The sequence below is a fragment of the Marinobacterium ramblicola genome, assembly GCF_019084545.1.
GTDB lineage: Bacteria > Pseudomonadota > Gammaproteobacteria > Pseudomonadales > Balneatricaceae > Marinobacterium_D > Marinobacterium_D ramblicola.
On sequence record NZ_JAHREP010000002.1, the window covers coordinates 52,999 to 79,573 of the forward strand.

15 protein-coding genes are annotated in these 26,575 nt (G+C 63.2%); 10 read left to right on the forward strand and 5 right to left on the reverse strand.

The features are described from left to right. The first annotated feature begins 90 nt into the window (after positions 1-90). Complete coding sequence (locus tag KQ940_RS01520) at positions 91-4,122, forward strand: sensor domain-containing protein (protein ID WP_217410990.1); 4,032 nt, start codon at positions 91-93, stop codon at positions 4,120-4,122. Between the two features lie 323 nt (positions 4,123-4,445). After that, complete coding sequence (gene fabI / locus KQ940_RS01525) at positions 4,446-5,219, forward strand: enoyl-ACP reductase FabI (protein WP_217410992.1); 774 nt, start codon at positions 4,446-4,448, stop codon at positions 5,217-5,219. Between the two features lie 15 nt (positions 5,220-5,234). Here fabI and KQ940_RS01530 read toward each other — a convergent pair whose 3' ends face one another. Next, a complete protein-coding gene (locus KQ940_RS01530) occupies positions 5,235-7,787 on the reverse strand; it encodes a putative bifunctional diguanylate cyclase/phosphodiesterase (protein ID WP_217410994.1) in 2,553 nt (850 codons plus the stop codon). 289 nt (positions 7,788-8,076) lie between these two features. Between KQ940_RS01530 and recC the strand changes: the two genes are divergently transcribed. Genes recC through recD form a run of 3 tightly spaced genes read left to right on the forward strand, consistent with a single transcriptional unit; the run spans position 8,077 to position 17,292 of the window. Further along, a complete protein-coding gene (recC, locus tag KQ940_RS01535; protein ID WP_217410996.1) occupies positions 8,077-11,508 on the forward strand; it encodes an exodeoxyribonuclease V subunit gamma in 3,432 nt (1,143 codons plus the stop codon). Then, positions 11,505-15,254, forward strand: coding sequence for an exodeoxyribonuclease V subunit beta (recB, locus tag KQ940_RS01540; protein WP_217410998.1), 3,750 nt, complete (start codon positions 11,505-11,507; stop codon positions 15,252-15,254). The genes recC and recB overlap by 4 nt, the downstream gene beginning before the upstream one ends. Next, positions 15,247-17,292, forward strand: a complete 2,046-nt coding sequence (gene recD / locus KQ940_RS01545; RefSeq protein WP_217410999.1) for an exodeoxyribonuclease V subunit alpha — start codon at positions 15,247-15,249, stop codon at positions 17,290-17,292. Before recB ends, recD begins: the two co-directional genes overlap by 8 nt. Positions 17,293-17,360: 68 nt before the next feature. Here the strand turns inward: recD and KQ940_RS01550 are convergent, their stop codons facing one another. Further along, positions 17,361-18,203 (reverse strand): universal stress protein, encoded by an 843-nt coding sequence (locus tag KQ940_RS01550; RefSeq protein ID WP_217411000.1) that lies wholly within the window; start codon positions 18,201-18,203, stop codon positions 17,361-17,363. A gap of 40 nt (positions 18,204-18,243) precedes the next feature. Beyond that, entirely contained in the window at positions 18,244-19,749 is a 1,506-nt protein-coding gene (locus KQ940_RS01555; protein ID WP_217411001.1) for a SulP family inorganic anion transporter, read from the reverse strand. 71 nt (positions 19,750-19,820) lie between these two features. Here KQ940_RS01555 and KQ940_RS01560 point away from each other — a divergent pair, with 71 nt between their 5' ends. The 5 genes from KQ940_RS01560 (at position 19,821) to KQ940_RS01580 (ending at position 22,766) form a co-directional block, all read left to right on the forward strand. Further along, positions 19,821-20,045 carry a hypothetical protein gene (locus KQ940_RS01560; protein ID WP_217411002.1) on the forward strand — a complete coding sequence of 75 codons (225 nt, stop codon included), beginning with the start codon at positions 19,821-19,823 and terminating at the stop codon, positions 20,043-20,045. 85 nt (positions 20,046-20,130) lie between these two features. Further along, positions 20,131-20,787: a c-type cytochrome gene (locus KQ940_RS01565; protein ID WP_217411004.1), complete on the forward strand. Its 657-nt coding sequence runs from the start codon at positions 20,131-20,133 to the stop codon at positions 20,785-20,787. Continuing rightward, on the forward strand, positions 20,784-21,764 hold the full coding sequence (locus KQ940_RS01570) for a c-type cytochrome (RefSeq protein ID WP_217411007.1): 981 nt from the start codon (positions 20,784-20,786) through the stop codon (positions 21,762-21,764). The genes KQ940_RS01565 and KQ940_RS01570 overlap by 4 nt, the downstream gene beginning before the upstream one ends. Before the next feature lie 142 nt (positions 21,765-21,906). Continuing rightward, the gene (locus KQ940_RS01575; RefSeq protein ID WP_217411009.1) at positions 21,907-22,389 is read left to right on the forward strand and encodes a DUF2489 domain-containing protein; all 483 of its coding nucleotides are present in this window, start codon (positions 21,907-21,909) and stop codon (positions 22,387-22,389) included. Further along, entirely contained in the window at positions 22,389-22,766 is a 378-nt protein-coding gene (locus tag KQ940_RS01580; RefSeq protein ID WP_217411011.1) for a hypothetical protein, read from the forward strand. The genes KQ940_RS01575 and KQ940_RS01580 overlap by 1 nt, the downstream gene beginning before the upstream one ends. 10 nt (positions 22,767-22,776) lie before the next feature. On the opposite strand, the gene KQ940_RS01585 is transcribed toward KQ940_RS01580, so the two are convergent. Then, positions 22,777-25,428, reverse strand: a complete 2,652-nt coding sequence (locus KQ940_RS01585) for a hybrid sensor histidine kinase/response regulator (RefSeq protein WP_217411013.1) — start codon at positions 25,426-25,428, stop codon at positions 22,777-22,779. A 2-nt stretch (positions 25,429-25,430) separates the two neighbouring features. Beyond that, the gene (locus tag KQ940_RS22640) at positions 25,431-26,339 is read right to left on the reverse strand and encodes an ABC transporter substrate-binding protein (protein ID WP_217411015.1); all 909 of its coding nucleotides are present in this window, start codon (positions 26,337-26,339) and stop codon (positions 25,431-25,433) included. Between the last annotated feature and the right edge of the window lie 236 nt (positions 26,340-26,575).

Consider the following 26,575-nt stretch of genomic DNA (forward strand, 5'->3'; position numbering starts at 1 on the left):
ATCGTCAATCAGGAAACATCGTGTTCAAGAAGATACGCATCTCGCCCACGTCGAGGTTGGGCTTCGGCACGCCAAATCCGGGGAATGCCCATGTCTGAAACCATGGAGACGGCTTCATCTGACATACGGTTTCACCATATCGAGTGCCTGGACCGCTTTAGCCAAGCCAACACGAATGCGTTCCGCGCGAGCCTGCTGCTTTCTTCGCTGGTGGTCATCGGCTTGTGGAGTCATCTTCCGCATACTGGTCTGCTGACTTGGTTGTTCGCCACATGGATGGCACAGGCGGCACATGAAGTCTATTCCAGGTACTACCGCAGGCATCGCGGTCATGGCGTAAGTGAATATCGCCGCTGGCTACACGGCTTCTGGCTGGGCGCAGTGGTCGTTGGTGCCTGCTGGAGCTTGCCGTTTTTTCTGTTCGAGGCCGTCAACCACGATGTAGTCCTGCTTCTCGTCTTCGCCATCGCGGGCGTAACTGCCTATGGCGGGGTGGCACGGGCAAACGTACTTTCCATCGCGCTGATCTTCGAGCTGGCGGTGTTGTTGCCAATGTGCATCTGGTTGTTTCAGCAGGATTCGGCAATCTATCGCGTTATGGGCGTCGCGTCACTGCTTTTCCTGGCCATGCTTGCGCCGCTGCTGCGCAACATGAACCAGATGGTGACGTGGACGCTGCGGCTGGACGTCGAGAACCACCGTTTGAGCGACGAGCAGAAGGGCTACCTTGAAAGACTGCGTCGCCGCGAAGAGGAGTACCGCACGCTGGCGGTCAACCTGCCCGTTGCAGTGATTCGCTACGATCAGGAACAGCGCCGCCGTTATATCAACCCGGCTGCGGAAAGAATGCTGCACGGCAACGCCGCGGAGATGCTGGGCCAGGTTCCCGGCGAGGGGGGTGTTCCGGCAACACCCGAGATGATAGAGCGCTATCGCGGCAGGATGGCGGAAGTACTGGCGACCGGGGAGATCCGCGAGTTCGAGTTCGTCCTGGATGCGCTGCCGGAAGGCCGGCATGAACATTATTATGTTCGCATGGCGCCGGAGTACGGCGACGACGGGACGGTCTCCGGTTCGTTAACGATCTGGTTTGACGTCACCGAGCGCAAGCGGTTCGAGGAAGCGTTGCAGGAACGCGGTGACTTGTTGCACGCGGTTATAGAAAGCTCGCCGGAGATCATCGTGTTCGCGCTGGATGCGAGCTACCGTTACCTCTCCTTCAACGACAAGCACAGGCAGGCAATGCGGGCCATCTGGGGCAAGGAGATCACGGTCGGCATGAGCATGCTGGATGTGATTGGAAACCATCCAGACCGCGAAGAAGCCAAGCGGGGATTTGACCGCGCTTTGTCGGGTGAGAGTTTCGTGGACGAGAGCGCCTATGGCGACGAGGCCCTTTCGCGCGAGTACTGGCAGACTTTCTGGTCGCCCATCCGTGCAAGCTCCGGCGAGGTGACAGGCCTGACCTGCTTCGTCCTGAACGTCTCGGAACGCCGACGGGCCGAGGAATCATTGCGGCGATCCGAGCAGTTGATGCGCACGGTGATCGATGCCTCGCCGGATTGGATATTCGTCAAGGATCGGAACCACCGGTACCGGCTGGTCAACAAAAGTTATGCCGACTCCCTGCGTATTCCCCCCGAAGACTTCATCGGCAAGGATGGCCTGGAACTGGGTTTTTCCGAGGAACAGGTGAAGGGCGATCCCGCCAAGGGCATACGCGGTTTCTGGGCGGATGACCAGGCGGTGTTGGAGAGCAACAAGGCGCAGATCTACCCGGACCACCCTGTCACCGTGGACGGCGAGGCGCGCACCTTTTACACCATCAAGGTTCCGCTGTGTGATGATGATGGCGCTCCCTGGGGGGTACTGGCTATCGGGCACGATATTACCCAGCGCAAGCAGGCAGAGAACCTGTTGCAGGAAAGGTATGAATACATCGTCGAGTTGAATGCTCGCCTGGAAGAGAACGCATGCACGCTGGAAGAGCAGGCGGTGGAGCTGGAGGCGTCGAAGGAGCAGTTGATGCAGACCGAGGCCTGGTATCGCGGCATCCTGCAATCGGCGCCGGATGGCATGGTGGTGGTTGACGGGCAAGGCGTGATCCGCCTGGTCAACGGGCAGCTTTGCCGAATGTTCGGTTACAAGGACAGCGAGCTGATCGGGCAGGCCATCGAGTTGTTGGTGCCGTTCGACCTGCGCCATGCTCACGTGGCCCGGCGGGCCGGGTTCATCGAGTCGGGTTCGTCTGGACGGCCCATGGCTGGGGGCAGGGGCGGGCTGCGGGCCTGCCGCAAGGACGGGAGCGAGTTTTTCGCCGATGTCAGCCTGGCACGCCTGCCGGACATGGACGACGCAGTGGGCACGATCTGTGCGGCGATCCGCGACGTGACCGAGCGCATGCGCATGGAGCAGGCGCTGGCGAAACGCGAGCAGGAGTTCCGCACCCTGGTCGAGAATTCGGTGGATACGGTCGTCCGCTACGGGCCGGATCTGCGTCGCCTGTATGTCAACCCGGCCATTGCTGCCCTGGCGGAGGGGGGCGCGGCAGCGTTGCTGGGGCATATGCCTTCGGAGTGTCCCGGCGGTGCCGGTGCTGTGATGTACGAGAACAAGCTCGCCGAGGTGTTCGCCGAGGGAAAGGGGAGCGAGTTCGAATTGAAGTGGCCGGATCGTGCGGGGCGGGAGATGTGCAGCTTGATCAGCCTGACGCCGGAATTCGATGCGCAGGGCGAGGTGGCGAGCGTGCTGGCGGTGGGGCGCGACATCACCGAACTGAACGCCTTCCGACAGAGAATCCACCAGATGGCGTTCTATGACTCGCTGACTTCATTGCCCAATCGTGCGCTGTTCAACGACCGTTTGCGCCAGATGATCACCGATGCTGCATGGCATGGGCAGCAGGCCGGTTTGATGATGATTGACATGGATCGATTCAAGGCGGTAAACGACACGCTGGGGCATCCGGCGGGTGATGAGCTGTTGCGCGAGACGGCACACCGGCTGAGCACCTGTGTCCGCGCCTATGACACGGTGGCACGGTTGGGCGGAGACGAGTTTGCCATCCTGCTGCCGGAAATCCGTTTCGGCGACGACCTGGGGCGTATTGCCGGCAAGATACTGGAGGTGTTCCAGAGGCCTTTTTCGCTGGAGGGGAGGGAGGTGTTCGTATCGTGCAGCATCGGTATTGCGCTGTACCCGGGTGACAGCACCCAGGCGGATGACCTGCTGAAGTACGCCGATTCGGCTATGTACCTCGCCAAGCGTTCGGGGCGTAACAATTTCCGCTTCTATTCGCGCGACCTGACGGAAAGCGCCCATGAGCACCTGGTGCTGGAGTCCGACCTGCGTCGTGCCATCGAACGCGATGAGCTGGTGGTGTACTACCAGCCCAAGGTGAGTCTGGACGATGGCGCGTTGATCGGATCCGAGGCACTGTTGCGCTGGAACCATCCGCAGCGCGGCCTGGTGCCTCCGGACCTGTTCATCGGTATCGCCGAGGACAGCGGGCTGATCGTGGAGATCGGCGAGTGGGTGTTTTACGAGGCGTGCCGCACCGCATGCCGCTGGAACAGTGATGGCAAGCCGCTGCACAAGGTGGCGATCAACCTGTCGGCGCGTCAGTTCCAGTGGGGCGATCTGACCGGGATGGTGTCGCGTGTGTTGCAGGAGACCGGTTGTCGGGCCGATTGGATCGAGCTGGAGATCACCGAGAGCCTGTTGCTGGACGAGGAGCACGAGGTGCTGGAGGTGTTGAACGGTTGCAGGTCGATGGGCATCTCCATTGCCATCGACGACTTCGGCACCGGGTATTCGGCGTTGAGCTACCTGGCGCGCTTTCCCATCGGCACGCTCAAGATTGACCGTTCGTTCATCAGCCACGTCACGATCGATGCCTACCGTGCCGAGCTGGTGAAGGCCATCTTGTCTATCGCACGCTGCCTGGGGCAGCAGGTGGTGGCCGAGGGGGTAGAGACGGAGGAGCAGGCTGCTTTCCTGCGCGCTCACGGCTGCCGGTTGGCACAGGGGTATCTGTACGGCAAGCCGATGCCGGTGGAAGCGTTTTCAGCCTTGTCACAGGATATCAGCACGCCAGGCGTCTTGGTCCAGGATCCGCATTAACCCCTTTCGGCAGGATTTGCAGCAATAGCCGCCGCGCGAACTCGCATTATCAAACGCAAATCAGCCTCCATCTGCTGTAAACCGGCTACACCGTCTGATCCTTTCCGCGAATGGGCAGTCCAACTGTCCATTCGCGCTCTAAGCACCTTCGTCTTCATCAGAACATTAACTGTCATGGCCGGCATTTATGGTCGTCGAACACCAGGTGCGAATTTGCGCGCCGGGTTTGTTCCCTTTATCCATCAACTATGCTGCAATGCAGCAATTGGGTAGCGGCACCGCTCGCCCTGCGCATTGGAACAGGAATCTAAGGAGTCGATTGAATGAACCTGAGTATGAGTCTGGAGGGCAAGCGTGGGGTGATACTGGGCATCGCCAACCGCCATAGTATCGCCTACGGCTGTGCCAAGGTCATGGCCGAGCTGGGCGCCCAGCTCTGCATCACCTACCTCAACGAGAAGGCCAAACCCTACGTCCAGCCGCTGGCGGAAGAGCTCGGTGCCGATCTGCTGCTGCCCTGCGATGTGTCCGTCGACGGCGAGCTGGAAGCGGTGTTCCACGAGATGGAGAAAAAGTGGGGGACGATCGACTTCGCCATACACTCCATCGCCTGGTCTCCGCTGGAGGAGCTGCATGGGCGCCTGGTCGACAGCAGCGCCGAGGGCTTCTGCAAGGCGATGGATATCTCCTGCCACTCGTTCGTGCGCATGGCGCGTCAGGCGCAACGGCTGATGCCGGATGGCGGTACTTTGCTGACCATGAGTTACGAAGGGGCGGAAAAGGTGGTCGACCACTACAACCTGATGGGGCCGATCAAGGCCGCACTGGACAGCTGCGCGCGTTACCTGGCGGCCGAGCTGGGTGAGCAGCAGGTACGGGTGCATTCGCTGTCGCCGGGACCTATGCCGACACGGGCGGCGTCCGGTATCGATCGCTTCGATGCGCTGATGGAGGATGCTGCCGGCAAGGCGCCGCTAGGTCGCCTGGGCACTCCGGAGGAGGTGGGCGCGCTGGCCGCCTTCCTGGTCAGCGATCTGGCCAAGGGGCAGACCGGGAACCGGATATTCGTCGATGCCGGCCGCCACCTGATCGGCTGATCCCGGGCGGGAGGGTTAGAGACCCTCCAGCTCCAGTCCGGGGCGACCGATCAGGTAGCCCTGGGCGTAATCGATACCCGCCTCCTTGACCAGCGCCAGTACCTCTTCGGTCTCCACGAACTCCGCCACGGTCTGCACATTCAACTGCTTGGCCAGCTGGGTGATGCTGGTGACGAACGCCATGTCGCGCTGGTCGTTGGCCATGTTGGCGATGAACTCCCCTTCGATCTTGACGAAGTCGATCGGCAGGTACTTCAGGTAGTGGAAGGAGGAGAAGCCGGAGCCGAAGTCGTCGATCGCCAGCTGGTAACCCTGGTCCTTCAGGCTCTGCACGAACTTCTCCAGCAGGGACATGTTCTTCACCGTGTCGCGCTCGGTGATTTCGAACACCACGCGACTCGGTTCGATCTCGTACTGCTTCACCAGCGAGCGGATCTTGAGCAGGAAGTCGGCGACCAGCACCGAGCGTGGCGACAGGTTGATGAAGATCAGCCCGTCGTAACCGGTACGGCGCACCGTTTCGAATGCCTTTTCGGTGACGATGTAGTCGATCATATGGATACGGCCCATCGACTCGGCGATCTCGATGAATTCGGCTGCGCTCATCAACTGATCGCCCGGCAGCTGGATGCGGCTGAGGACCTCGACCGCCCGTTGACCGCCAGACAAGGGGCTGATCGGCTGGAACGCGGGCAGGATGCTGCGCTCCTCGATCGCCTTGTTCACCAGCAGGCTCTTCTCGTTCATGTCGCGGAAGATATCGGCCAGATCCTGGTCGTGGGGCAGGGCGATACGGTCCTTGCCCATCGACTTGGCGCGATACATCAGGTTGTCCACGAACATGAACAGGTCCTTGCGGTTGTCGGCATGGTCGGGATAGATGCCGACGCCGATGGAGCAGGTGGCGCTGGTGGTGGCATTGTTGTCCAGTTGCAGGCGATAGTTTTGTACCGTGTGCAGCAGACGGTCGGCCAACTCGCCGGCGGCTTCCAGGGTGGCTTCCGGCAGCACCACGACGAATTCGTCACCGCCGTAACGCGCCAGTACGGTGCCGGTTTCAAGCTGTTGATGCATCACCTCAGAAAGCCCGGACAGCAGTCGGTCACCGCAGGCGTGGCCGTAACCGTCGTTGATCGCCTTGAAGTTGTCCAGGTCGATCAGCAGCATGGCGGTTTTGTAGCCGTGGCGGGTGCTGCGGTCAAGCTCATAATCGAGCAGCTCCCAGAACATGCGCTGGTTGTACAGGTTGGTCAGCGGATCGCGGGTGGCGTAGTACTCCAGGTCCCGGGTGTATTTGTAGATCGCCTTGACCGAACCGACCACGTTGAGCAGGGTCGACAGGATGCTCTCGATCACCAGCAGCTTGGTCTGATCGCGGATGGTGTCCGCCTGTACGCCGATGCCGACGATGCCGCCGATCTTCGGTGTCTCTACCAGCAGCGATTTCACCTGCAGGTCGATCTCCTCCTCGCTCAGGTTCAGGCTGCCACCGGAGGAGTTGGCGATATTGTGGCGGGTTTTGAACTCGCCATAACCGAACAGGTGCGAGTGATCGCGCAGACGCTGGATCACCGAGCGCTCCATCATCTCTTTGCTCTGATCGGTGGGTGTCGACAGCCAGAAGATCTCCAGGTCGAACAGCTCCTCGTCCACCTTGAAGATCGAAAACATGGTGTAGATCTGGATCACCTGGTTGATGTCCAGCATCAGCGCATTGACGTACTCGCGCCAGTCGCGCACCACCTCTGAGGTGATCACGCACTTCTCCAGCAGCCGGATCTCGAACTCGAGCAGATCCTTGTCCACGGCGATGGAATGCAGTTTGCCGGCCAGGTTGGATACCTGGCCGAAGATGCTGTTCAGTTCACGGAAGCGGAACTGATGATCCAGCCGGTTCAAGCCGGTCAGGTCCTGCAGCGACTCCACCTGGCTGATGCTGGTGGTGAGCTGGTCCAGTGACTGGTTGACGCTGCGAGTAATCGTGCGTACCGACCAGAATGCCAGCAGCAGCGGCAGCGGCGCGAGTCCCAGCATGTACAGCAGCAACTGCTTGTTGGCGGCCGCGATCTGTGGTGCCAGGTTCTGCCTCACCTCGATCAACCCCAGGGTGTCGCCGACCTTGGCGTTGGTATGGCAGGCAGTACAAACCGTGCGTGCCTGCAAGGGATACAGGGTGCGCAGATGGTCATTGCTCATCAGCTCGATGATTTCACCGCTTTCGAACGCACTCTTCATGGCTGAGTCGAAAGCGGGTTGCTCGATGGTACCGAACTTCTCGATCACCACCGGGCCGCGCAGCACCGAAACCCTGAGGTTTTCCTCCGAGCCGCTGTTCTCCAACTGGCTGACAAACTGCGTCAATTGATTGCGAGTCCAGCCCTGGCTCATGATCAGATACATGGAGTTGAACGTGGTTTCCGCGACGCTTCGGGCTACTACCTTACCGCTGTCACGCACGCTGGACTGATAGGCCTGGCTGGCCATCAGTAGAATCAGGCCGAAACCGAGAGCCGAGAACAGCAGTGTGCGTTGTACGAGGTAGCGGCGAATTGTCGGTGTCTGGCTCATCGTTCCTTCCGGGAATCTCTGGGCGTGTAATGAATCCAATCTGGCGACCGCGATCGGACTGATAGCCGCCTGCGTAGAGCCAGGATAACTGCGGGATCATACCTGTAGGCAGGGTAAAAGACTCCGATACACGACAGTTATTTGATATTGATCAATGTTGCTCCGGTAAAATATCGATCTGATCAACATTGGCGATTCGATGCACGCACTTGCCCCTGGTATGGGCACTGATGCAGACTTCCCTGTCGGACAAACGATACCTGCCATCAGCCGTTTTTCGTGAGGGAGTATGCCGGAGCAGCACACCGGATTGGCCATTATCCACGCCAACCGTCTCGAAACCCTGCGTGACCTGCTGGTGCACTGGATGCGCGAGCATCCACTGGCGCCCCTCGAAGAGGAGCAGGTGCTGGTACAGAGCAACGGCATCGCCCAATGGCTGCGCCTGGCGCTGGCGGCGCCGACGGACCGAGGCGGCTGCGGCATCGCGGCTGGCATGCGCCTGGAGCTGCCCTCGGCCTTCCTCTGGCGCGCTTACCGGGCCGTGCTCGGGGCCGACCAGGTACCGCGCCACTCCCCCTATGACAAACCCCGACTGCGCTGGCGCCTGCTGCGCCTGCTGCCCGGGTTGTTGCACCGGCCGGAGTTCGCCTCCCTGGCCCAGTACTTGAGCGCCGATCCCGGTGAACGCAAGGCGTTTCAGCTCGCCGAGCATCTGGCCGACCTGCTCGACCAGTACCAGGTCTATCGCGCCGACTGGCTCAAGGACTGGGCAGCAGGGCTGGATCAGCTGCGCGCAGGCGAGGACGATACCAAACCACTGAGTACCGACCAGCGCTGGCAGGCGATCCTCTGGCGTGCGATTCGCGACGATCTGACGGAACAGCGGGACAGCTCGCGTGCGGATCTGCACCAGCGTTTCATCGACGCCTGTGCGCGATTGCGGCGGCGCCCGTCGGGACTGCCGCCGCGGGTGATGGTGTTCGGCATCTCGGCACTGCCGCAGCAGATGATCGAGGCGCTGTCGGCCCTGTCCGGGCAGATGCAGGTGATGATCGCCGTGCTCAACCCCTGCCGCTACTACTGGGCCGATATCGTCGAGGGGCGCGAGCTGCTGCGGGCAGAGCGGCGCCGGCAGCAGCGCCGCCAGGGCGTACCGGAGCAGATCAGCGATGCGCAGCTGCACCTGCACGCGCCACCGCTGCTGGCGGCCTGGGGCAAGCAGGGGCGCGACTACATCCGCCTGCTCGACCAGTTCGACGACAGCGAGCGCCACCGCCACTGGTTCCGCGACAGCCGTATCGACCTGTTCGACGACCCGGTGGACAGCATCGCGTCACTGCCGCTGTTGCAGCAGCTGCAGCAGGATATCCTGGAGCTGAATCCGCTGCCGGAAACCAAGCGAGCCCTGGCTGTCGATGACCAGTCGCTGGCGTTCCATATCGCCCACAGCGCCCAGCGCGAAGTGGAGATACTGCAGGACCATCTGCTGCACCGCTTGCAGCAGGATCCGACGCTGGAGCCGCGCGATATGATCGTCATGGTGCCGGATATCGCCATCTACCAGCCCCACATCGAGGCGGTGTTCGGTCGGCTCGGCGCGGACGATCCACGCTACATCCCGTTCAGTCTGGCGGATCAGACCGCCCGCGGCCAGGCGCCGCTGCTGGTGGCGCTGGAGCAGTTACTGCGGCTGCCGGAATCGCGCCTCGGCGTCAGCGAACTGCTGGATCTGCTCGAAGTGCCCGCGGTACTCGAACGTTACCACTTGAGTGCGGAAGATATCCCCACCCTGCAGCGCTGGATCGAAGGCGCCGGTATTCGCTGGGGTCTGGATGGTGAACACCGCGCCGGTCTGGAGCTACCCGCCGGACTGGAGCAGAACGCCTGGCTGTTCGGCCTGCGGCGGATGCTGCTCGGTTATGCGGTCGGTGACGGCGAGGCCTATGCCGATATCGAACCCTATGACGAGGTGGCGGGCCTGGAGGCGGCACTGGCCGGTACTCTGGCACTGCTGCTCGATGACCTGCGTGCACTGCTGCAACGTACCCGCGAAGCCCAACCCGCCATCGCCTGGCGCGAGACCCTGACCTGGCTGCTGGATACCTTTCTGGCCCCGGCCGGGGATGCCGACCTGGTGCTGCTCGAGCGCCTGAACGACGAACTGCAGCAGTGGACCCAGAGCTGTATCGACGCCGGACTGGACGCGCCGCTACCGCTGACCGTGGCCCGTGAAGCCTGGCTAGGCAGCATCGATCAGAGCGGACTGTCGGCGCGCTTCCTGGCCGGTCGCCTGACCTTCTCCACGCTGATGCCGATGCGCGCCATCCCGTTCCGCCAGGTGTTCCTGCTCGGCATGAACGATGGCGACTACCCGCGGCAGAAACCGGCGCAGGATTTCGACCTGATGGCCCGCGAGTACCGGCCGGGCGATCGCTCCCGCCGTGAAGATGACCGCTATCTGTTCCTGGAGGCGCTGCTGTCGGCGCGGGACGCACTCTACATCAGCTGGGTCGGACGCAGCATCCGCGACAACCAGCCACAGCCGCCGTCGGTACTGGTGGCGCAGCTGCGTGACCTGATCGAGCAGGGCTGGGAAACCGAGCCTCAGGCATCGCCGTTGCCGAGCCTGACCCTGGAGCATCCGCTGCAACCGTTCAGCACCGGCTACTTCGACCCGGCCGCCGAGGCCGATCCCCGGCTGTTCACCTATGCCGAGGAGTGGCGCCAGGTGCATGTGCAAACGTCGGTTGAGCGCGGCGATCGCCTGAGCCCCGAGCGGCCCGAGGGCGCACTGACGCTGAACCGCCTGGCGCGTTTTCTACGCGCCCCGGTCAGCAGCTTCTTCGCCGAGCGGCTCAACGTGCATCTGGAGCTGCCGCAGGCGCGACAGCAGGAGCATGAGCCGTTCGGGTTCGATCGCCTGGAGCAGTTCCAGTTGGGCCAGGAGCTGATCGAAACCGCGTTGAAAGCCCCGACGCAGCAGCAGGGGATAACCGAAGCCCTGCAGTGTTGGCAGCGCGCCGGGCGGCTGCCGTTGGGGGAGTATGGTCAACTGGCGCTGGAGCCCGTGCTCAGCGGGGTTTACTCGACCCTGCGTCATCTGCAGCCGCTGGCCGATTTCCAGCCGCTGCAGGGGGCGCTGGAGATCGCGTTGGAACTGCCGGTGGATGCCGAGGTACTGCTACTGGAGGACTGGCTGAGCGGGGTCTGGGAGCATGGTGGCGAGTATCGACTGATCCGCACCTCGCCCCAGGCGGTGGCCGACAAGAAGGGGCCGCGCTGGCACCGCCTGTTGCGCCTGTGGGTCGAGCATCTGGCCGGCTGTGCCCAGGGCTACGGGTTGACCAGCTCGCTGGTGGGGCCGGATACCAGCGTGCAGCTGGATCCGCTGTCGAAATCACGGGCATACGAGATTCTGAGCACGATGGCGGCCTATTGGCTGCAAGGGTTCCAGGCGCCACCGCCGCTGGCCTGTCGCACCGGCCTGGCGCTGTTGACCGAAGATCCCGAGCGTGCCAGAGCCAAGGCCCATGAGGCCTATGTCGGTAGCATGAACTTCACCGGTGAGGTGCAGTCCGACCCGGCCCTGGCGCGGGCCTGGCCCGAGTTCGACCGCCTCCATGACGCGGGTTTGGATGAGTGGGCCGAAGCGCTGTACCGGCCGCTGCTGGAGCACGGGCGTCTGTTGCGCCATGAGACTCAGGAGGAGACGTCATGAGTACAGAGGTACAGCCGCTCGACAGTCTGGCTTTTCCACTGCATGGCCGACGTCTGATCGAGGCCAGTGCCGGTACCGGCAAAACCTACACCATCGCCGCACTCTACCTGCGCCTGGTGCTGGGCCACGGTGGCGATAATGCCTATCCGCGTGCACTGCTGCCGCCGGAGATCCTGGTGGTGACCTTCACCAATGCCGCCACCCGCGAGCTGCGCGAGCGTATCCGCGACCGCCTGGCCGAGGCGGCCCAGGTATTCCGCGGCCAGAAGCCGGCGAAAGATCAGTTCCTGCAGGCGCTGCTGGCCGAGCCGGCCTATGCAGACGAGAGTGCCGAGGAGGGCACCCGAGCGGCCGCCGCCTACCAGCTCGACCGCGCCGCCCAGTGGATGGATGAGGCGGCGATCTACACCATCCACGGCTGGAGCCAGCGGATGCTGAGCCAGCACGCCTTCGACAGCGGCAGCCTGTTCGACCAGCAGCTCGACAATGAGGACGCTGAACTGCTCAGAGAGGCGGTGCAGGATTACTGGCGCACCTTCTGCTATCCGCTGCCGAGAGCGGCCGCGAGAGCGTTGGGCGCGCTGGCCAAGGATCCGCAGCAGCTGGAATCCCTGCTTAAGCCGATGTTGGGTGCCTACGGGGCGCAGCTCTGTCTGCGCGGAGAACCGGTGCCCGATGCCCAGTCGCCGACCGACTTTGCGGCCGAGCTGATGCAGTGGCAGCAGCAGCGCGAGGCGCTGGAGTCGAGCGCCCGCAGGTTGTGGGTCGACGGGTTGGACGAGGTTGAGCAGCTGCTGCAGCAGGCGGTGAGCCAGGGCGTGCTGAGCAAGGCCAGCTTCAAGCCGGATAACCTGCCGCAGTGGCTGAGCGAGATGCGCGACTGGGCAGAGGGGAGTACGGCGGACGACAAGCTGTTGCTGCGCTTCAGCCGCGCCAACCTGCGGGCGCGTACCAACAAGAAGTTCCAGTTCGACGGCACCCCGGATCATCCGGCGTTCGACGCTCTGGAGACCCTGACAGACTATCTGGGGAGCGCGCCCGATCTGAGTCCGGTGCGCCGTCACGCCGCGCTTTGGGTCAGCGAGCGATTCGAACAGGGCAAGCGTCGGGCCGCACGCCTGGGCTTCGACGATCTGCTCAGCCGCCTCGACCAGGCATTGCACGGCGAGGCGGGTGAGCGCCTGGCGGCGCAGATCGCCCAGCAGTACCCGGTGGCGCTGATCGACGAGTTCCAGGATACCGACCCGGTGCAGTACCGCAGTTTCAGCCGTATCTATGGCGGCGAGCGGGCCCAGGCCAGTGCCCTGTTGATGATCGGCGATCCCAAGCAGGCGATCTACGCCTTCCGCGGCGCCGATATCCACACCTACCTGCGCGCGCGCCGGGACAGCGCCGGTGCGCTGTATACCTTGGGCACCAACTACCGCTCCAGTACGGCGATGGTCGATGCGGTCAATCGCCTGTTCCAGCACGCCGAGAAGTGCGATGCAGGCGGAGCCTTTCAGTTTGCCCGGGATGGCGATAACCCGCTGCCCTTTCATCCCGTCGAAGCCAACGGCAGACGTGATGTTCTGGAGGTGGACGGAAAAGCGCAGAGCGCACTGACTGGCTGGTGGATGGACCCGGAACAGATGCTGACCAAGGAGGCGTTTCGTGCCGGGATCGCCGAGTCCACCGCCAGCGAGATCTGCCGCCTGCTGACGCTGGGACAGCAGCAACGGGCCGGGTTTCGCCAGGCCGATGGCAGTCTGAAACCGCTGCAACCGGGCGATATCGCGATTCTGGTACGTACCGGCACCGAGGCGCAGTGGGTACGCCAGGCGCTGGATCGGCGGGCGGTACGCAGCGTTTACCTGTCCGACCGTGAATCGGTGTTCGATACCCTGGAGGCGCAGGATCTGTGGCGTTGGCTGCGCGCCTGTGCCGAACCGGAGCAGCCGCGCCTGGTGCATGCCGCGCTGGCCACGGCGACGCTGGATCTGGGCTTGGCCGAGCTGGACCGGCTGAATCGGGATGAGAGCGCCTGGGAGGCCCAGGTGGAACTGTTCCGCAGCCTGCGCGACGCCTGGCGACGCCAGGGGGTGTTGGCGCTGGTGCGTCGCCTGCTCGATGCTTTTGAACTGCCCGCCCGCCTGCTTCAATTGAGTGGCGGTGAGCGAGTACTTACTAATATTTTGCATCTGGCGGAGATGCTGCAGGCGGCCAGCGTACAGCTCGATGGTGAGCTGGCGCTGATCCGCTACCTGGCCGAGCAGCTCTCCGGCAGCGGCGGCGATGCGGATGAGCGCGTAGTGCGTCTGGAGAGCGACGCCGACCGGGTGCAGGTGATCACCATCCACAAATCCAAGGGCCTGGAGTACCCGCTGGTGTTCCTGCCCTTCGTCAGTGACTGCCGCAAGGTCAGCGCCCGCGCCGGCAGCTATCTCTATCACGGTGACAGCGGTGAAACGCTGATCGAGCTGGATGCCGGCGACAAGGATGCCTGCGCCCGTGCCGACCGCGAGCGGCTGCAGGAGGATCTACGCCTGCTCTACGTGGCGCTGACCCGGCCGGTACACGCCTGCTGGCTCGGCCTGGCACCGCTCAAGGAGGTCGGCAACAGCGCCCTGGGGCAGCTGCTCGGCATCGCCGAGGCCGGCAGCGACGCGTTGCAGCCCGCCTTTGCCGCCCTGTGCGCCGATGTCCAACTTGCGCTCGAACCTCTGCCGGCGGCGGGTAGCGACGTGTTGCCCGCGGCATCGACGCAGCAGGCGTTGCGCCCGGCGGCCCGCTTCAGCCGGGTGTTCGACAGCACGCGCTGGTGGATCGCCAGTTACTCGGCGCTGTGCCGGCTCAAGGGCGAATCGGCTGAGCAGGTTGTAGAGGGTGAGAGGGCGGCGGAATCGGCCGCGGATACCGCCCGCGACAGCACTCTGCTGGAGAGCCGGGATGAGCCGGCGACCGCCGCGCCCCAGCTGCAGGGCAACGCCGATATCCACAGGTTCTGGAAGGGGCCCGCCGCCGGTACCTTCCTGCACGGCATGCTGGAGTGGGCCGCCGAGGAGGGCTTTGCCGCCGTCGCCGATAGTCGTGAGTTGCGCGCCGAGTTTCTCGATCCGCGCTGTCAGCGCCGGGACTGGCAGCCCTGGCGGGCGCTGCTCGACGACTGGCTGCACCGCTTGCTGACGACGCCGCTGCCGCTAGGCTCGCCGCCAACCGCCGAGGACAGCCTGCGCCTGTGCGATCTGGCCGGAGCCAGGGCGGAGATGGAGTTCTGGTTCAGCGCGGCGCCGGTGCGGATTGCACAGCTCGATGCCTTGGTACGCAAACATATCCTGCCGGGGCAGCCGCGTCCCGAGCTGGAGGATGGACAGCTGAACGGCATGCTGAAAGGGTTTATCGATCTGACCTTCGAGCACCGGGGGCGCTACTGGGTGGCGGACTACAAATCCAACTGGCTGGGACCGCACAGCCAGAGTTATACACAGGCGGCGATGCGCGAGGCGATCCTGCACAAGCGTTACGATATGCAGTACGTGCTCTACACCCTGGCGCTGCATCGCCTGCTCAAGGCGCGCGTGCCCGGTTATGCCGAGGATCCGGCAAAGGGGTACGAACAGTACGTCGGCGGTGCGCTCTATATGTTCCTGCGCGGCATCGACGAACCCGAGCGGCGAGGCGCCTTTGTCGACCGCCCGCCGGTAGAGCTGATGCTCGAGCTCGATCGCCTGTTCAGCGGTCACCGCGAGGAGAACGCCCATGTCTGAGCAACCGGATCTGTTTGCCGTGCCTGAAACGCAAACCCTGCATGGCGATCGGCTCTGGCAGGTGCTGGAGCAGTGGCAGCGCCAGGGCTGGATACGGGCGCTGGACCTGGCGCTGGTGCGGATGCTGGCGCAGCTGGATCCGAACGCCGCCCCGGAGCTGTTGCTGGCGGTGGCGATGACCAGCCACCAGCTCGGGCGCGGGCATATCTGCCTGGATCTGGAAGCCACCCTGGCCGATCCGGACGCGGCGCTGTCGCTGCCGCCGGAGGGGGCATTTGGCGAAACCCTGCCGGACCGCCCCAGCGAGCTGCTCGCTGGACTGTCACTGCCTGACTGGCTGGATCGGATCGCGATCTCTGCACTGGTGGAGTCGAGTGCCGGCGCGGCACCGCTGGTGCTTGAGCCGGGCACCCCGGCACGCCTCTATCTGCGCCGTCAGTGGCGCTATGAGGTGGAGGTCGCTGCGGCGATTCGCGAACGGTTGGTTAAGGACACCGCGGAGAGTCTGCCCGCCGGGATGAGCGAGCGGCTGGACCTGTTGTTCGATACCCCCGCCAACGGCGAGATCGACTGGCAGCGCCTGGCCTGTGCCCTGGCCGGCTCCAGTCGCTTTGCGATCATCACCGGCGGCCCCGGTACCGGAAAAACCACCACCGTGGTGCGCCTGCTGGCGCTGCTGCAGAGTCAGGCGCTGGACCGGGGCGCACCGCTGCGTATCCGCCTGGCGGCGCCCACCGGCAAGGCCGCAGCCCGGCTGACCGAATCGATCGGCCGGGCCGTGTCCCGGTTGCCGGAGGGGATGGATCGGCAGATCCCCACCGAGGTCAGCACGCTGCACCGCCTGCTCGGCTCGCGTCCCGATACCCGCCATTTCAGGCACAACCGGGACAACCCTCTGCATGCCGATCTGGTGGTGATCGACGAGGCGTCGATGATCGACCTGGAGATGATGCATGCGCTGCTCGCGGCGCTGCCGGAGCGGGCGCAGCTGATTCTGCTCGGCGACAAGGATCAACTGGCCTCGGTGGAAGCCGGGGCGGTGCTGGGCGACCTCTGTCTCGACGCCGAGCGTGGCGGCTATTCGCCAGTCACGTTGTCCCGGGCCGTGGGCGCCGGGGCCGGCGATCTGGCGCAGTGGCAGGCCGCCGCCGGTGGCGCAGGGGAGCAGCCGTTGGCGCAGCATATCGTGATGCTCAGAAAGAGCCACCGCTTCGGTGAGCACAGCGGGATCGGGCGCCTGGCGCGGGGCGTCAACAACGGCGATCTGAAAACGGTGGAGCAGACCCTGTCGGGTTTCCCTGACCAACTGGCGCTGCTGGAGCCGCGCACCGAACACACCCCGGCGCTGCAAGAGTTGATGCTCGGCGGCGGTCGACTCGGGCGTGAACAGGGAGCGCCGGGGTACGGCGACTATCTGCAACAGCTGCAGGCAGAGCGTCCCTCCAGCGGCGATTATGCCGAAACCGCCTGGCAGGCCTGGGCGCGGACGTTGCTGGCCAGCTTCACCCGTTTCCGCGTCCTCTGCGCACTGCGCAAGGGACCCTGGGGCGTGGAGGGGCTGAATCAGCGCATCGAGCAGGTACTGTCTGACGCGGGGTTACTGAACCCGGATCAGCTCTGGTACGAGGGGCGGCCGGTGATGCTGACCCGCAACGACTACTCGCTGGGGCTGATGAACGGGGATATCGGGCTCTGCCTGAGGGTGCCACGCGACGACGGCGAAATGGCACTGCGCGTCGTCTTTCCGCTGGCCGACGGCACGCTGAAATGGGTACTGCCCAGCCGCCTGCAGAGCACCGAAACGGTGTTCGCGATGACCGTGCACAAGTCCCAGGGCTCGGAGTTCGCCCACACCGCACTGGTGCTGCCGCCCGGTCCCAACCCGGTGCTGACCCGGGAGCTGGTCTACACCGGCATCACCCGCGCCAGCGACTGGTTTACGCTGGTGCTGCCGGCCCGGGCGCGGCTGTATGAGGCGATTGCGACGCGGGTGCACAGGGCTAGTGCGCTGCGGGGCAGGATTATCGGGAATGGTTGATATGGGGCCGGCTCAATTGTCTCCGCACCGCGGAGACAATCTCCCCATCCGGAAAGGTTGGTAAGTTTCTACCGCAGCAGTAACAGTGGCACCCGCGTCTGCCTGATCAGCTTGCTGGTGGTGCTGCCGACCAGCATCTGGCGGATGCGGGAGTGGCCGTAGGCGCCCATCACCAGCATCCCGGCACCGCGCCGGTCGACCTCGTCGAGCAGCGTCTCTTCGACATCGCCGGCGATAATCTCGGCGTTAACTTCGAAGCCGGCGCTCTCGAGCTGTTCGCGGGCGCGGTCCAGTTCCAGTTTTACGTCCTGGGTGGAGGGGCCGACGATCAGCAGGTCGCAGGGGATGCCGCGCAGCAGTGGGCTGCGGGTTACCATCTCCACCGCCTTGCGTGCCGTCGGGCTGCCGTCGTAAGCGATCAGGAAGCGCTCGGGGGCCTTGAACTCGCCCGGTAGTAACAGCATCGGCCGGTGCAGGGCGCGGATCACCGCTTCCACCTGGTGGCCCAGGGCGGTACCGCCGGCTCCACCGCGGCCGAACACCAGCAGGCGGGTGTCGGCCTCCAGTTCGCTCAGCGTCTCGACCAGATCGCCATGGCGCTGCAGCGTCTGCGGGTCGGCGATGCCGTCCTCGACGGCGCGCTCGCGCGCCGCCTCCAGCATCAACCGGCCCTGCTCGCGGGCCAGCTTGCCGCGCTGCTCGTCCAGCGCGGCAAGCTCCTCAAGCAGGGTTTCCCGCGCGCCCAGACCGATGGAGCCGGTCAGGTTGGTTTCCGTGGGGTACTGGCTCTTGTCCAGCACATGCAGCAGGGTCAGAGGGGCCTCGAGTCTGAGGCTGGCCCAACTCGCCGCGTCGCATATGCTCTCGGCACTTTCGCCGACACCATCGATACAGGCGACCACCTGGTTCATAGGGGCTCCATCCATTGTCATTCTTGTTCCCTCAGACATATCAGTGGCCCATCAGTTGGTCAACCGCTTCCGGCTTGTCGTGCACGGCAAAACGGTCGACGATGGTGGCGCTGGCCTGGTTCAGGCCGATCACCTCGACCTCGGTGCCCTCGCGGCGGAACTTCAGCACCACCTTGTCCAGTGCCGACACGGCGGTGATATCCCAGAAGTGCGCCTGGCTCAGGTCGATGCTGACCTTCTCGACATCCTCCTTGAAGTCGAACGCGGCGGTGAACTTCTCCGACGAGCTGAAGAACACCTGGCCGACCACAAGGTAGCGGCGCAGGGCACCGGAGCCGACCAATTCGCTGTCGATATACTCGCTGTCGATATATAAGTATTGGCCGACCTTGTTGGCGAAGAACAGCGCGGCCAGCAGCACACCGGCGAATACCCCCAGCGCCAGGTTGTGGCTGGCGACGACGATGGCCACGGTGACCAGCATCACCAGGTTGGTCGACAGCGGATGTTTTTTCAGATTGATGATCGACTCCCAACTGAAGGTGCCGATGGAGACCATGATCATCACCGCCACCAGCGCGGCCATCGGGATCTGCGAGACCCATTCGTCGAGGAATACCACCAGGATCAGCAGCACCACGCCGGCGATCAGCGTCGAGATGCGGGTGCGGCCACCGGATTTTACGTTGATCACCGACTGGCCGATCATCGCGCAGCCGGCCATGCCGCCGAACATCCCGGCGACGATATTGGCCAGGCCCTGGCCCTTGCACTCGCGGTTCTTGTCGCTGGGGGTGTCGGTGAGGTCGTCGACGATGGTCGCGGTCATCAGCGACTCGAGCAGGCCGACCGCGGCCAGCGGCACCGAGTAGGGCAGGATGATCCACAGCGTGTCCAGGTTCAGCGGCACCTCGGGCCAGAGAAGCATCGGCAGCGCGTCGGGCAGCTCGCCCATATCGCCGACGGTGCGGATATCCAGCCCCAGGTAGATCGATACCGCGGTCAGCAGCAGGATGCAGACCAGCGGCGACGGGATCAGCGCGCCCAGTCGGGGCACATAGGGGAAGAGGTAGATGATGCCCAGGCCCGCCGCGGTCATCGCGTAGACATGCCAGGTCACGTCGGTCAGTTCCGGCAACTGGGCCATGAAGATCAGGATCGCCAGCGCGTTGACGAAACCGGTGACCACCGAGCGGGAGACGAAACGCATCAGCGAGCCGAGCTTCAGGTAGCCGGCCAGGATCTGGATCAGGCCGGTGAGCAGCGTGGCGGCGAGCAGGTACTGCAGACCGTGCTCCTTGACCAGCGTCACCATCAGCAGCGCCATGGCACCGGTGGCGGCGGAGATCATGCCGGGGCGGCCGCCGCAAAAGGCGGTGACCACAGCGATGCAGAAGGAGGCGTAGAGGCCGACCTTGGGGTCGACGCCGGCGATGATGGAGAAGGCGATCGCCTCCGGGATCAGCGCCAGGGCGACGACCAGGCCGGAGAGGATATCGCCGCGCAGATTATGAAGGGACCAGCCGTATTTTAGGGTTGAGATCATGGGTGTCCTGATTTTTCGTTCAAACGGATACACACCGACAGCCGGGTCCTGGCGTCGGAAAACAGGGAATCATGCCACGCCTGGTGCCGGGCACAGACGATCAGCGTCGTGCGGTCGCCGCGATGGGAGGGAAGACAGGAATGAGGCCCGATTCAATCTCGTTGAACCGGTGTGAGTCCTGTTTTTTATTTTCGCTGCAGACGCCGATGATGCTGATTAAAAAAGCAGCGGGCGATCTTAACACAGCGCCGCTGGGCCTTGAACCTGGAGTGGCGGCTGGGCCAAAGGATATTTAATTAGTTATTTCTATATTAGCAGTATCGAATATTAAGTCCGGCTGGCTTATTATTGAGGACGATCTGCGTAGAAGAGGATATCCAAATGACAATAATAAGACGCAGCGGGGCCGTTGCCGCGCTGCTGCTGACCACCGGTCTGGTACAAGCTGCCGGCGATGCCGACCGGGGGGCAACCATTGTAATGCAGGGTGACGGGCAGGGCGGAGCGCCCTGCCTGGCGTGCCACGGTACTGATGGCGCCGGTAACGACGCTGCCGGGTTCCCGCGACTGGCAGGGCTGGATGCCGGCTATCTGGCCGCGCAGCTGCGGGATTATCGCGATGGCCGTCGCAACAGCCCCGTCATGGCGCCCAATGCGGCGCATCTGAGCGATCAACAGATCGCGGATGTGGCAGCCTATTACGCGCTACAGACGACAAGGCTGATGCCTGCGGAGCAGCCCGCCGATCTGCTGGTGCGGGGTGAAAAACTGGTCAAACAGGGCGACTGGGACAACTATATCGTGCCCTGTGAAAGTTGCCATGGGACGGGTGCTCAGGGTGTCGGCGCTACCTTTCCGGCGCTTTCCGGCCAGCACCCCACCTACTTGCGCCAGCAGCTTGAGGCCTGGAAAAACGGTACCCGCAGCAATGATCCCAATCAGCTGATGCTGGCGATCGCCGCACGGCTGAGCGATGAGCAGATCCAGGCGGTCTCCGCCTATCTGTCTCAGCAACCGACACAGGGGAGCAAGCCATGAAACCAAGCACTTACTACGCTGTCGCGCTACTGAGTGTCATATCGCTGCCGGCACTGTCCGCGTCTTCGGTACCGGTCGAACTCCCCGAGTACAAAGAGGGGCAGTACGTGCATCAGGCGCCGACGCTTGATGACCTGATGAACGATCAGTCACTGAATCCTAATCTGCGCGAAGTGATCCTCAAAGGGCGTGATCTGTTCATGAATACCCAGCAGAAACGCGGTGAATATGTGTTCAACGATATGAACTGCAAGAGCTGCCATCTGGGGGAGGGGCGGATGAACTGGTCGGGGCCGGTGTGGCCGGCGGCGACCACGTTGCCCGATTTTCGTGGCAAGAACCAGCATGTGAACTCATTGGAGGAGCGTATTGCCGGATGTTTCTCGTTCTCCATGAACGGCAAGCCACCCGAGTATGGCAGTGACGATATGCTGGCGCTGGTCGCTTACCACCAGTGGTTGGCCAAGGGGGCGAAGGTGTACGAAACCAATATCGGTGGTCGTGGTTTCGGTCATCTGGGACGCGAACCCGAACAGCCGGCCGACTACGAGCGCGGTGCGCAGGTCTATGCCGATAACTGCGCGGTCTGTCATGGTGCAGATGGCCTGGGGCAGAAACAGGACGGCAAGGTGGTGTTCCCGCCGCTCTGGGGTGATCACTCCTATAACTGGGGTGCCGGTATGGCGCGGGTTTTCACTGCCGCCTCGTTCATCAAGAACAACATGCCGTTGGGTAAACCCGGTTCGCTGACCGATCAACAGGCCTGGGATGTGGCGCTGTTCGTCAATAGTCATGAGCGGCCTCAGGATCCGCGTTATACCGGCGATGCCAAGGAGACCCGCGAAAAGTACAGTAACTTCCATAAATGGACCCGTTACGGTACAGAGTTCAACGGCCAGATTCTTGGCCAGCATGATAACACCGGCGACAAACCCTTCCTGAAACCGGATGTGCTGCGCCCGCGCACCTTCGAGTGACCCTAAACGCGCCCTTCGGGGCGGCATTGACCCTGGCCTGCGGTTATCCGCGGGCCCTCTCCCCGCTATAATGGAGACATAGAGGCTGCGGTTGTCCCGATTGCCGCCGCCGTATGGCTCCCAACGCAACCAGAGAGACTCAATGAGTGCCCCCCTGACCTACCTGCTGATCGCCTTAGGGCTGATCCTGATCCTGATCTTGAGCCTGGTGATACGTCGACAGCTGCAGGCGCAGCAGCAAGCGCGCGCCGAACAGCAGCGTCAGCGCGAGGCGCTGGAACGGGAAGCGCGAGAGCACCGCCAATACCTGATCGACAGTGTCCGTATCATCGCGTCGGCCGTGCTGCACGACGAAAAGATGACGATGACCGAGGGGTGCATCCGGCTCAAGGTGTTGCTGGACAATCTGGCGCCGCATCTGCATCAGCATGAGCAGTTCTCGGTCATCAACCGGGTGTTTGAAGCGACCTCCCACATCCCGTTTCTGGAGCAGTGGCGCGCATTGAACAGCGCACAGAAACGCCAATATGAGAAAGAGATGGCGCAGGTGGAGAGGGAGCAGGGGGAGAGTGTGCGTCATGCCATGCGGGCGCTGCAATCCTACCCGCTTGAGCAGCTGCAGTAATGCACGAATTTATCCCGGTTTTTATCTTCACCCTGATCCTGCTGGTGCTGCTGGTAGGTTTTATGGGGTTCGGCCGCCTGCCGGCCTATCGGCCGACACGGGGGCAGGTTCGCGAGTTGTTGGCGGGTGTGCTGGACCGCTCGACCTCGGTGGAAAGCTGGGAGCTGTTTCTCGGCCTGCCGATCTCCCATGACCCTGAACTGGAGGCCGTACGTCGACGTTGTCTGGCTATTCATGAGGGGATGGATGGAGAGCGAGCGGCAGGTAGCGGGCTGGATGGCTACCTGTATGATCGGGAGGGGCGAGAGCGGATCACCAGGGTGTTGGCGGATCTGGATGAACTGATCCGTAACGAGCCGATCACACGCGAGTTTTAACAAGCGGCAGTTACTCCAAACTGTCCTGTTGTGCGATTCGGCACAGCCGCGAGCAGGCGAGCCAGAGCGCACGCATGTTGCCCTCCATAGCCGCCTGATGCAGTTCGGCGGTGGCACCTTCGAGTACCGGCATCTCATACAGTCCGGCCATGCCGAGCAGTTGATGCGCATGGCTGCGGATCTTGTTTCTATCCCGTTGCCAGAGCGCTTGCATGATCGCGTCTGACAGCCGACGGACCTCGAGTTGCAGCTGCTCGGGAGTGGTCAATCTGTCCACAGCCGCCTCGAGCTCGGCGCCGATCGGCGTCGTCTCGGCGCTTTTGCCGGTTTTCAACTCGCACTGCTGCAGCAGCATACGCAGCAGCTCCGGTACGTTGATCGGTTTCAGCAGCAGATCGTCGACGCCGGCCTCGAACAGCGCCCGGTGTTCGTGTGGCACCACGTTGGCGGTCAGCGCCACGATCGGCAACTCCGGCAGCCGTTCGCGTACCGCCCGTGTCGCCTGGATGCCGTCCATGCCGGGCATGTGCACGTCCATCAGAATCAGATCCGGTAACTGCTGCTCCAGATACTCCAGCACTTCCAGTCCCGAACCGACACAGCTGACCTGTGCGCCTACCCCCTCCAGCAAACGCCGCACCAGCAGTGCGTTGAACTCGTTGTCTTCCGCCACCAGTACTTTGAGCGGATAGGGTAGATGGGCAGTTCCGAGCCGCTCGGGTGCGGCAGGCGTCTGCTGCGGGGTCGGCAGGCCAAGCAGGTGCAACAGCTCCAGCGGCCTGGGTGGTTTGGGCAGCAGGTGCAGCTGGCCCACATGCAGGCGCAGGGGTTTGCGTCCGGGGATCAGCAGTATCAGCGGTGCCTGGGTCTGGGCACGGACCCTGTCACAGAGTGATTGTACGCTGCGGCTGCTGGCGTCCTGAGGATTGATCGCCAGGATTACGCTGCCGAGTTGGCGGTCGGTCAGTTCACTGAGCTCTTCGATACGGCGCAGCAGATGGACCGTTTGAGGCAGTTGACGCAGCTGGCGCAGCAATGCCGCGCGGCTGCCGTGGTGCGGTTCGAACACAACCAGATCCCGGAACGGGTCGCCCTCGAGGCAGAGCGGGACCTGCCCGCTTTCGCCATAGCGCAGCGGCAGGTCCAGCTGAATCTCCGTACCGCTGCCCTCGACACTGTCGAGCGCAATCCGGCCACCCATCAGTTCTGTCAGGCGGTGAGCGATAACCAGACCGAGGCCGGAGCCGCCAAAGCGTCGGCTGATCGAGTTGTCGCCCTGGGTAAAGGCGCTGAACAGCTGGCTGATGCGCGATGCCGGGATGCCGATTCCGGTGTCGCGGACCGTGATCAGCAGGCGCGGGTCACTCGATGGCAGGCGGGTGGTCGATACGCGGACATTGATCTCGCCCCTTTCGGTAAACTTAACCGCATTGCCGATCAGATTGTTCAATACCTGGCTCAACCGCGACGGGTCGCCCTGAATCTGCAGCGGCAGGTCGGGAGGCAGATCCACCGTGAGCTCAAGACCCTTGCCGGCCGCCGTTGCCGATTGTGCCTCGATCACGTCGAACAGGCACTGCACGATGTCGAAGTTCAGGTTCTCGATGTGGATGGCATTGGATTCCAGACGCGAGAAATCGAGGATGTCGTCGATGATCGTCAACAGCAGTCCGGAGGTGCGGGTGATGATCTCCAGATAGCGTTTCTGCTCATTGTCGAGCCGGGTCTGGGTCAGCAGGTCGGTAAAGCCGAGAACCGAGGTCAGCGGGGTGCGCAGCTCGTGACTCATGCGGGCGAGGAACTCATCCTTGGCGCGGTTGGCATCGTCTGCACGCAGACGTTCGATCTGTAACTCGCGATTGCGCCGCTCCAGATGACGCAGCGTCTGGGTCAAACGACGGGTCGCGCTCTCCACGCGATACTCGAACTGCTGGTTCGACTCCTGTACCCGGGCGGCGAGCCGGTTGATACCGCTGGCCAGGGTGCGCAGTTCGCCGGTGTAGCTGGTATCGGCGCGGGCGTCCAGCTCGCCGCGCTGCAGGCGCTCGATCAACCTTGTGAGCCCCATCACCGGCCGGGTAATACGGCGGCCAAAGCGGTTGGCCAGCAACAGGGTCACTAACAGACAGACGATCGTCAGCCCTGCGCCGCGCAGCAGAATCTCCTGCTGCCGTTGCACCGTCGGCTGTGCCGATATCAACACCGCCACCCAGCCCAATGTCTCGCTTTCGGTGCTGATCGGCAATAGCTCAGGGTTGTCCAGCAGCGGGGGCGTGCGCGAGATGATCGGTTGGATGAAGTGCCAGGTACCCTTGAACTCACGCGGCTCAGGTTGGTCACGCTCGATCTCGATATCAAATCGACTGCTGCGATAGAGCAGGCGGAAATCGGCGTCGTAGAACAGGATGTCGGCCACCTCGTCGTTGGCGATCGGGCCGCTACTCAGACTGCGCAACAGCTCCCGGTTGCCGCTGAGAACCCCAAACTCCGAGGCGGAGGCCATCAGTCGGGCCATCGACTGGCCACGCTCAAGCAGGTCCGCACGAACCTCGGCGACGCGGGTCAGGGTGAAGTAGCTCCCCAGGATCAGCGCCAGTAGCGTCATCGGCAGCAGGGTCAGGGCCATCACCCGGGTGCGGATACTGAGCGTGCGCCTGGCCATATTCAGTGTCCCTCCGCCCGTTCAAGCCGCTCGATCAGACCCTCGCTGGCGGGTAACTGAAGGCCGAGACTCTGTGCTGCGGTGTGGTTGACGGTGATGCTGAAGTAGCGTGGATAGGCCGGCGGCGGCAGCGGCTCGCCGGCTTGCTGGCTGAGTATAAGCTCGGCGGTTTCCCTGGCGATCTGATCCACGGAGGAGTGCAGCGCGACGGCGGCACCGGCGTCGGCATACTTGCTGGAGAAGCCGATCAGCGGCACGCGGTTGCGCAGGGTGATGTACAGGATCCATTTGGCAGCGGCGCGGTTGAACACGGAGCGGTCCGGTAGCGGCAGAAACAGGTCGCTCTTCTCGATCACCGGTGTCAGTACCTGCACCGGGTTGTCGTCCCTGTACAGCTGTCCGATCACCGCTTCCAGTCCCTGGGCGCTCGCGGCCAGAGCGAACTCGGACGCCTGCTGTTCGGCATCGGGGCCGACGACAGTACCGATGGTCTTGATCGAGGGTAAAACCAGTTTGGCCAATCGCATCTGCCGATCCAACGGCTGATCAAGGAACAGGGCGCTGAGCCGTTGCTGCTTGAGCAGGGCTTGACCGGTGTCGTTCGCGCTCAGCTCATGGAAGGTTTGTGCGGGCAGGAAAATGCACAGCACACGGCTGCTGGATTCTGCGCTATCCATTGCCTGGGCGCAGGCTTTGGAGCCAACGCCCAGGATCAATCTGTCGCCAAAAGGAGAGGTTGGGGGCAGGAGGGAGGACTCCAGGTCGCCCTGATAATGCTGTTTCAGTGCATCGAACATCAGCTTGTAGCTACCGGTCGAATCGCTGAGCAGGACGAGAGGTGCCGCCGCTCTCGAACTGAGCGGGGCCAGCAGTATCAACCCTAGCAGGATCCATGACAGTAATGGTTTCACACGCGCTATCCTTGCCGGTGTCCAGTCATCTTTATCAAATCTTCAGCTGACGGTCGGTAGAGCTGAGATGGGCATTATCCGGTGCCGACCCGTGCCGATCATCTGCGCTGCGAAGCTCTACCAATAGAGCAGTTCCAATACCGCCGTCAAGCGCCGCTCCATGCAAGGCAGCGATATCAAGATTGGGCCTGACCTCTTCCCTTGACCGTTTTGCCATCGCTGTCCGACCATCCGGT

Excerpts from the sequence above, each read along its gene's own strand:
- KQ940_RS01520 (WP_217410990.1), top strand. The coding sequence starts at position 91 with ATGTCTGAAACCATGGAGACGGCTTCATCTGACATACGGTTTCACCAT.
- fabI (WP_217410992.1), top strand. The coding sequence starts at position 4,446 with ATGAACCTGAGTATGAGTCTGGAGGGCAAGCGTGGGGTGATACTGGGC.
- KQ940_RS01530 (WP_217410994.1), bottom strand. The coding sequence starts at position 7,787 with ATGAGCCAGACACCGACAATTCGCCGCTACCTCGTACAACGCACACTG.
- recC (WP_217410996.1), top strand. The coding sequence starts at position 8,077 with ATGCCGGAGCAGCACACCGGATTGGCCATTATCCACGCCAACCGTCTC.
- recB (WP_217410998.1), top strand. The coding sequence starts at position 11,505 with ATGAGTACAGAGGTACAGCCGCTCGACAGTCTGGCTTTTCCACTGCAT.
- recD (WP_217410999.1), top strand. The coding sequence starts at position 15,247 with ATGTCTGAGCAACCGGATCTGTTTGCCGTGCCTGAAACGCAAACCCTG.
- KQ940_RS01550 (WP_217411000.1), bottom strand. The coding sequence starts at position 18,203 with ATGAACCAGGTGGTCGCCTGTATCGATGGTGTCGGCGAAAGTGCCGAG.
- KQ940_RS01555 (WP_217411001.1), bottom strand. The coding sequence starts at position 19,749 with ATGATCTCAACCCTAAAATACGGCTGGTCCCTTCATAATCTGCGCGGC.
- KQ940_RS01560 (WP_217411002.1), top strand. The coding sequence starts at position 19,821 with ATGCCACGCCTGGTGCCGGGCACAGACGATCAGCGTCGTGCGGTCGCC.
- KQ940_RS01565 (WP_217411004.1), top strand. The coding sequence starts at position 20,131 with ATGACAATAATAAGACGCAGCGGGGCCGTTGCCGCGCTGCTGCTGACC.
- KQ940_RS01570 (WP_217411007.1), top strand. The coding sequence starts at position 20,784 with ATGAAACCAAGCACTTACTACGCTGTCGCGCTACTGAGTGTCATATCG.
- KQ940_RS01575 (WP_217411009.1), top strand. The coding sequence starts at position 21,907 with ATGAGTGCCCCCCTGACCTACCTGCTGATCGCCTTAGGGCTGATCCTG.
- KQ940_RS01580 (WP_217411011.1), top strand. The coding sequence starts at position 22,389 with ATGCACGAATTTATCCCGGTTTTTATCTTCACCCTGATCCTGCTGGTG.
- KQ940_RS01585 (WP_217411013.1), bottom strand. The coding sequence starts at position 25,428 with ATGGCCAGGCGCACGCTCAGTATCCGCACCCGGGTGATGGCCCTGACC.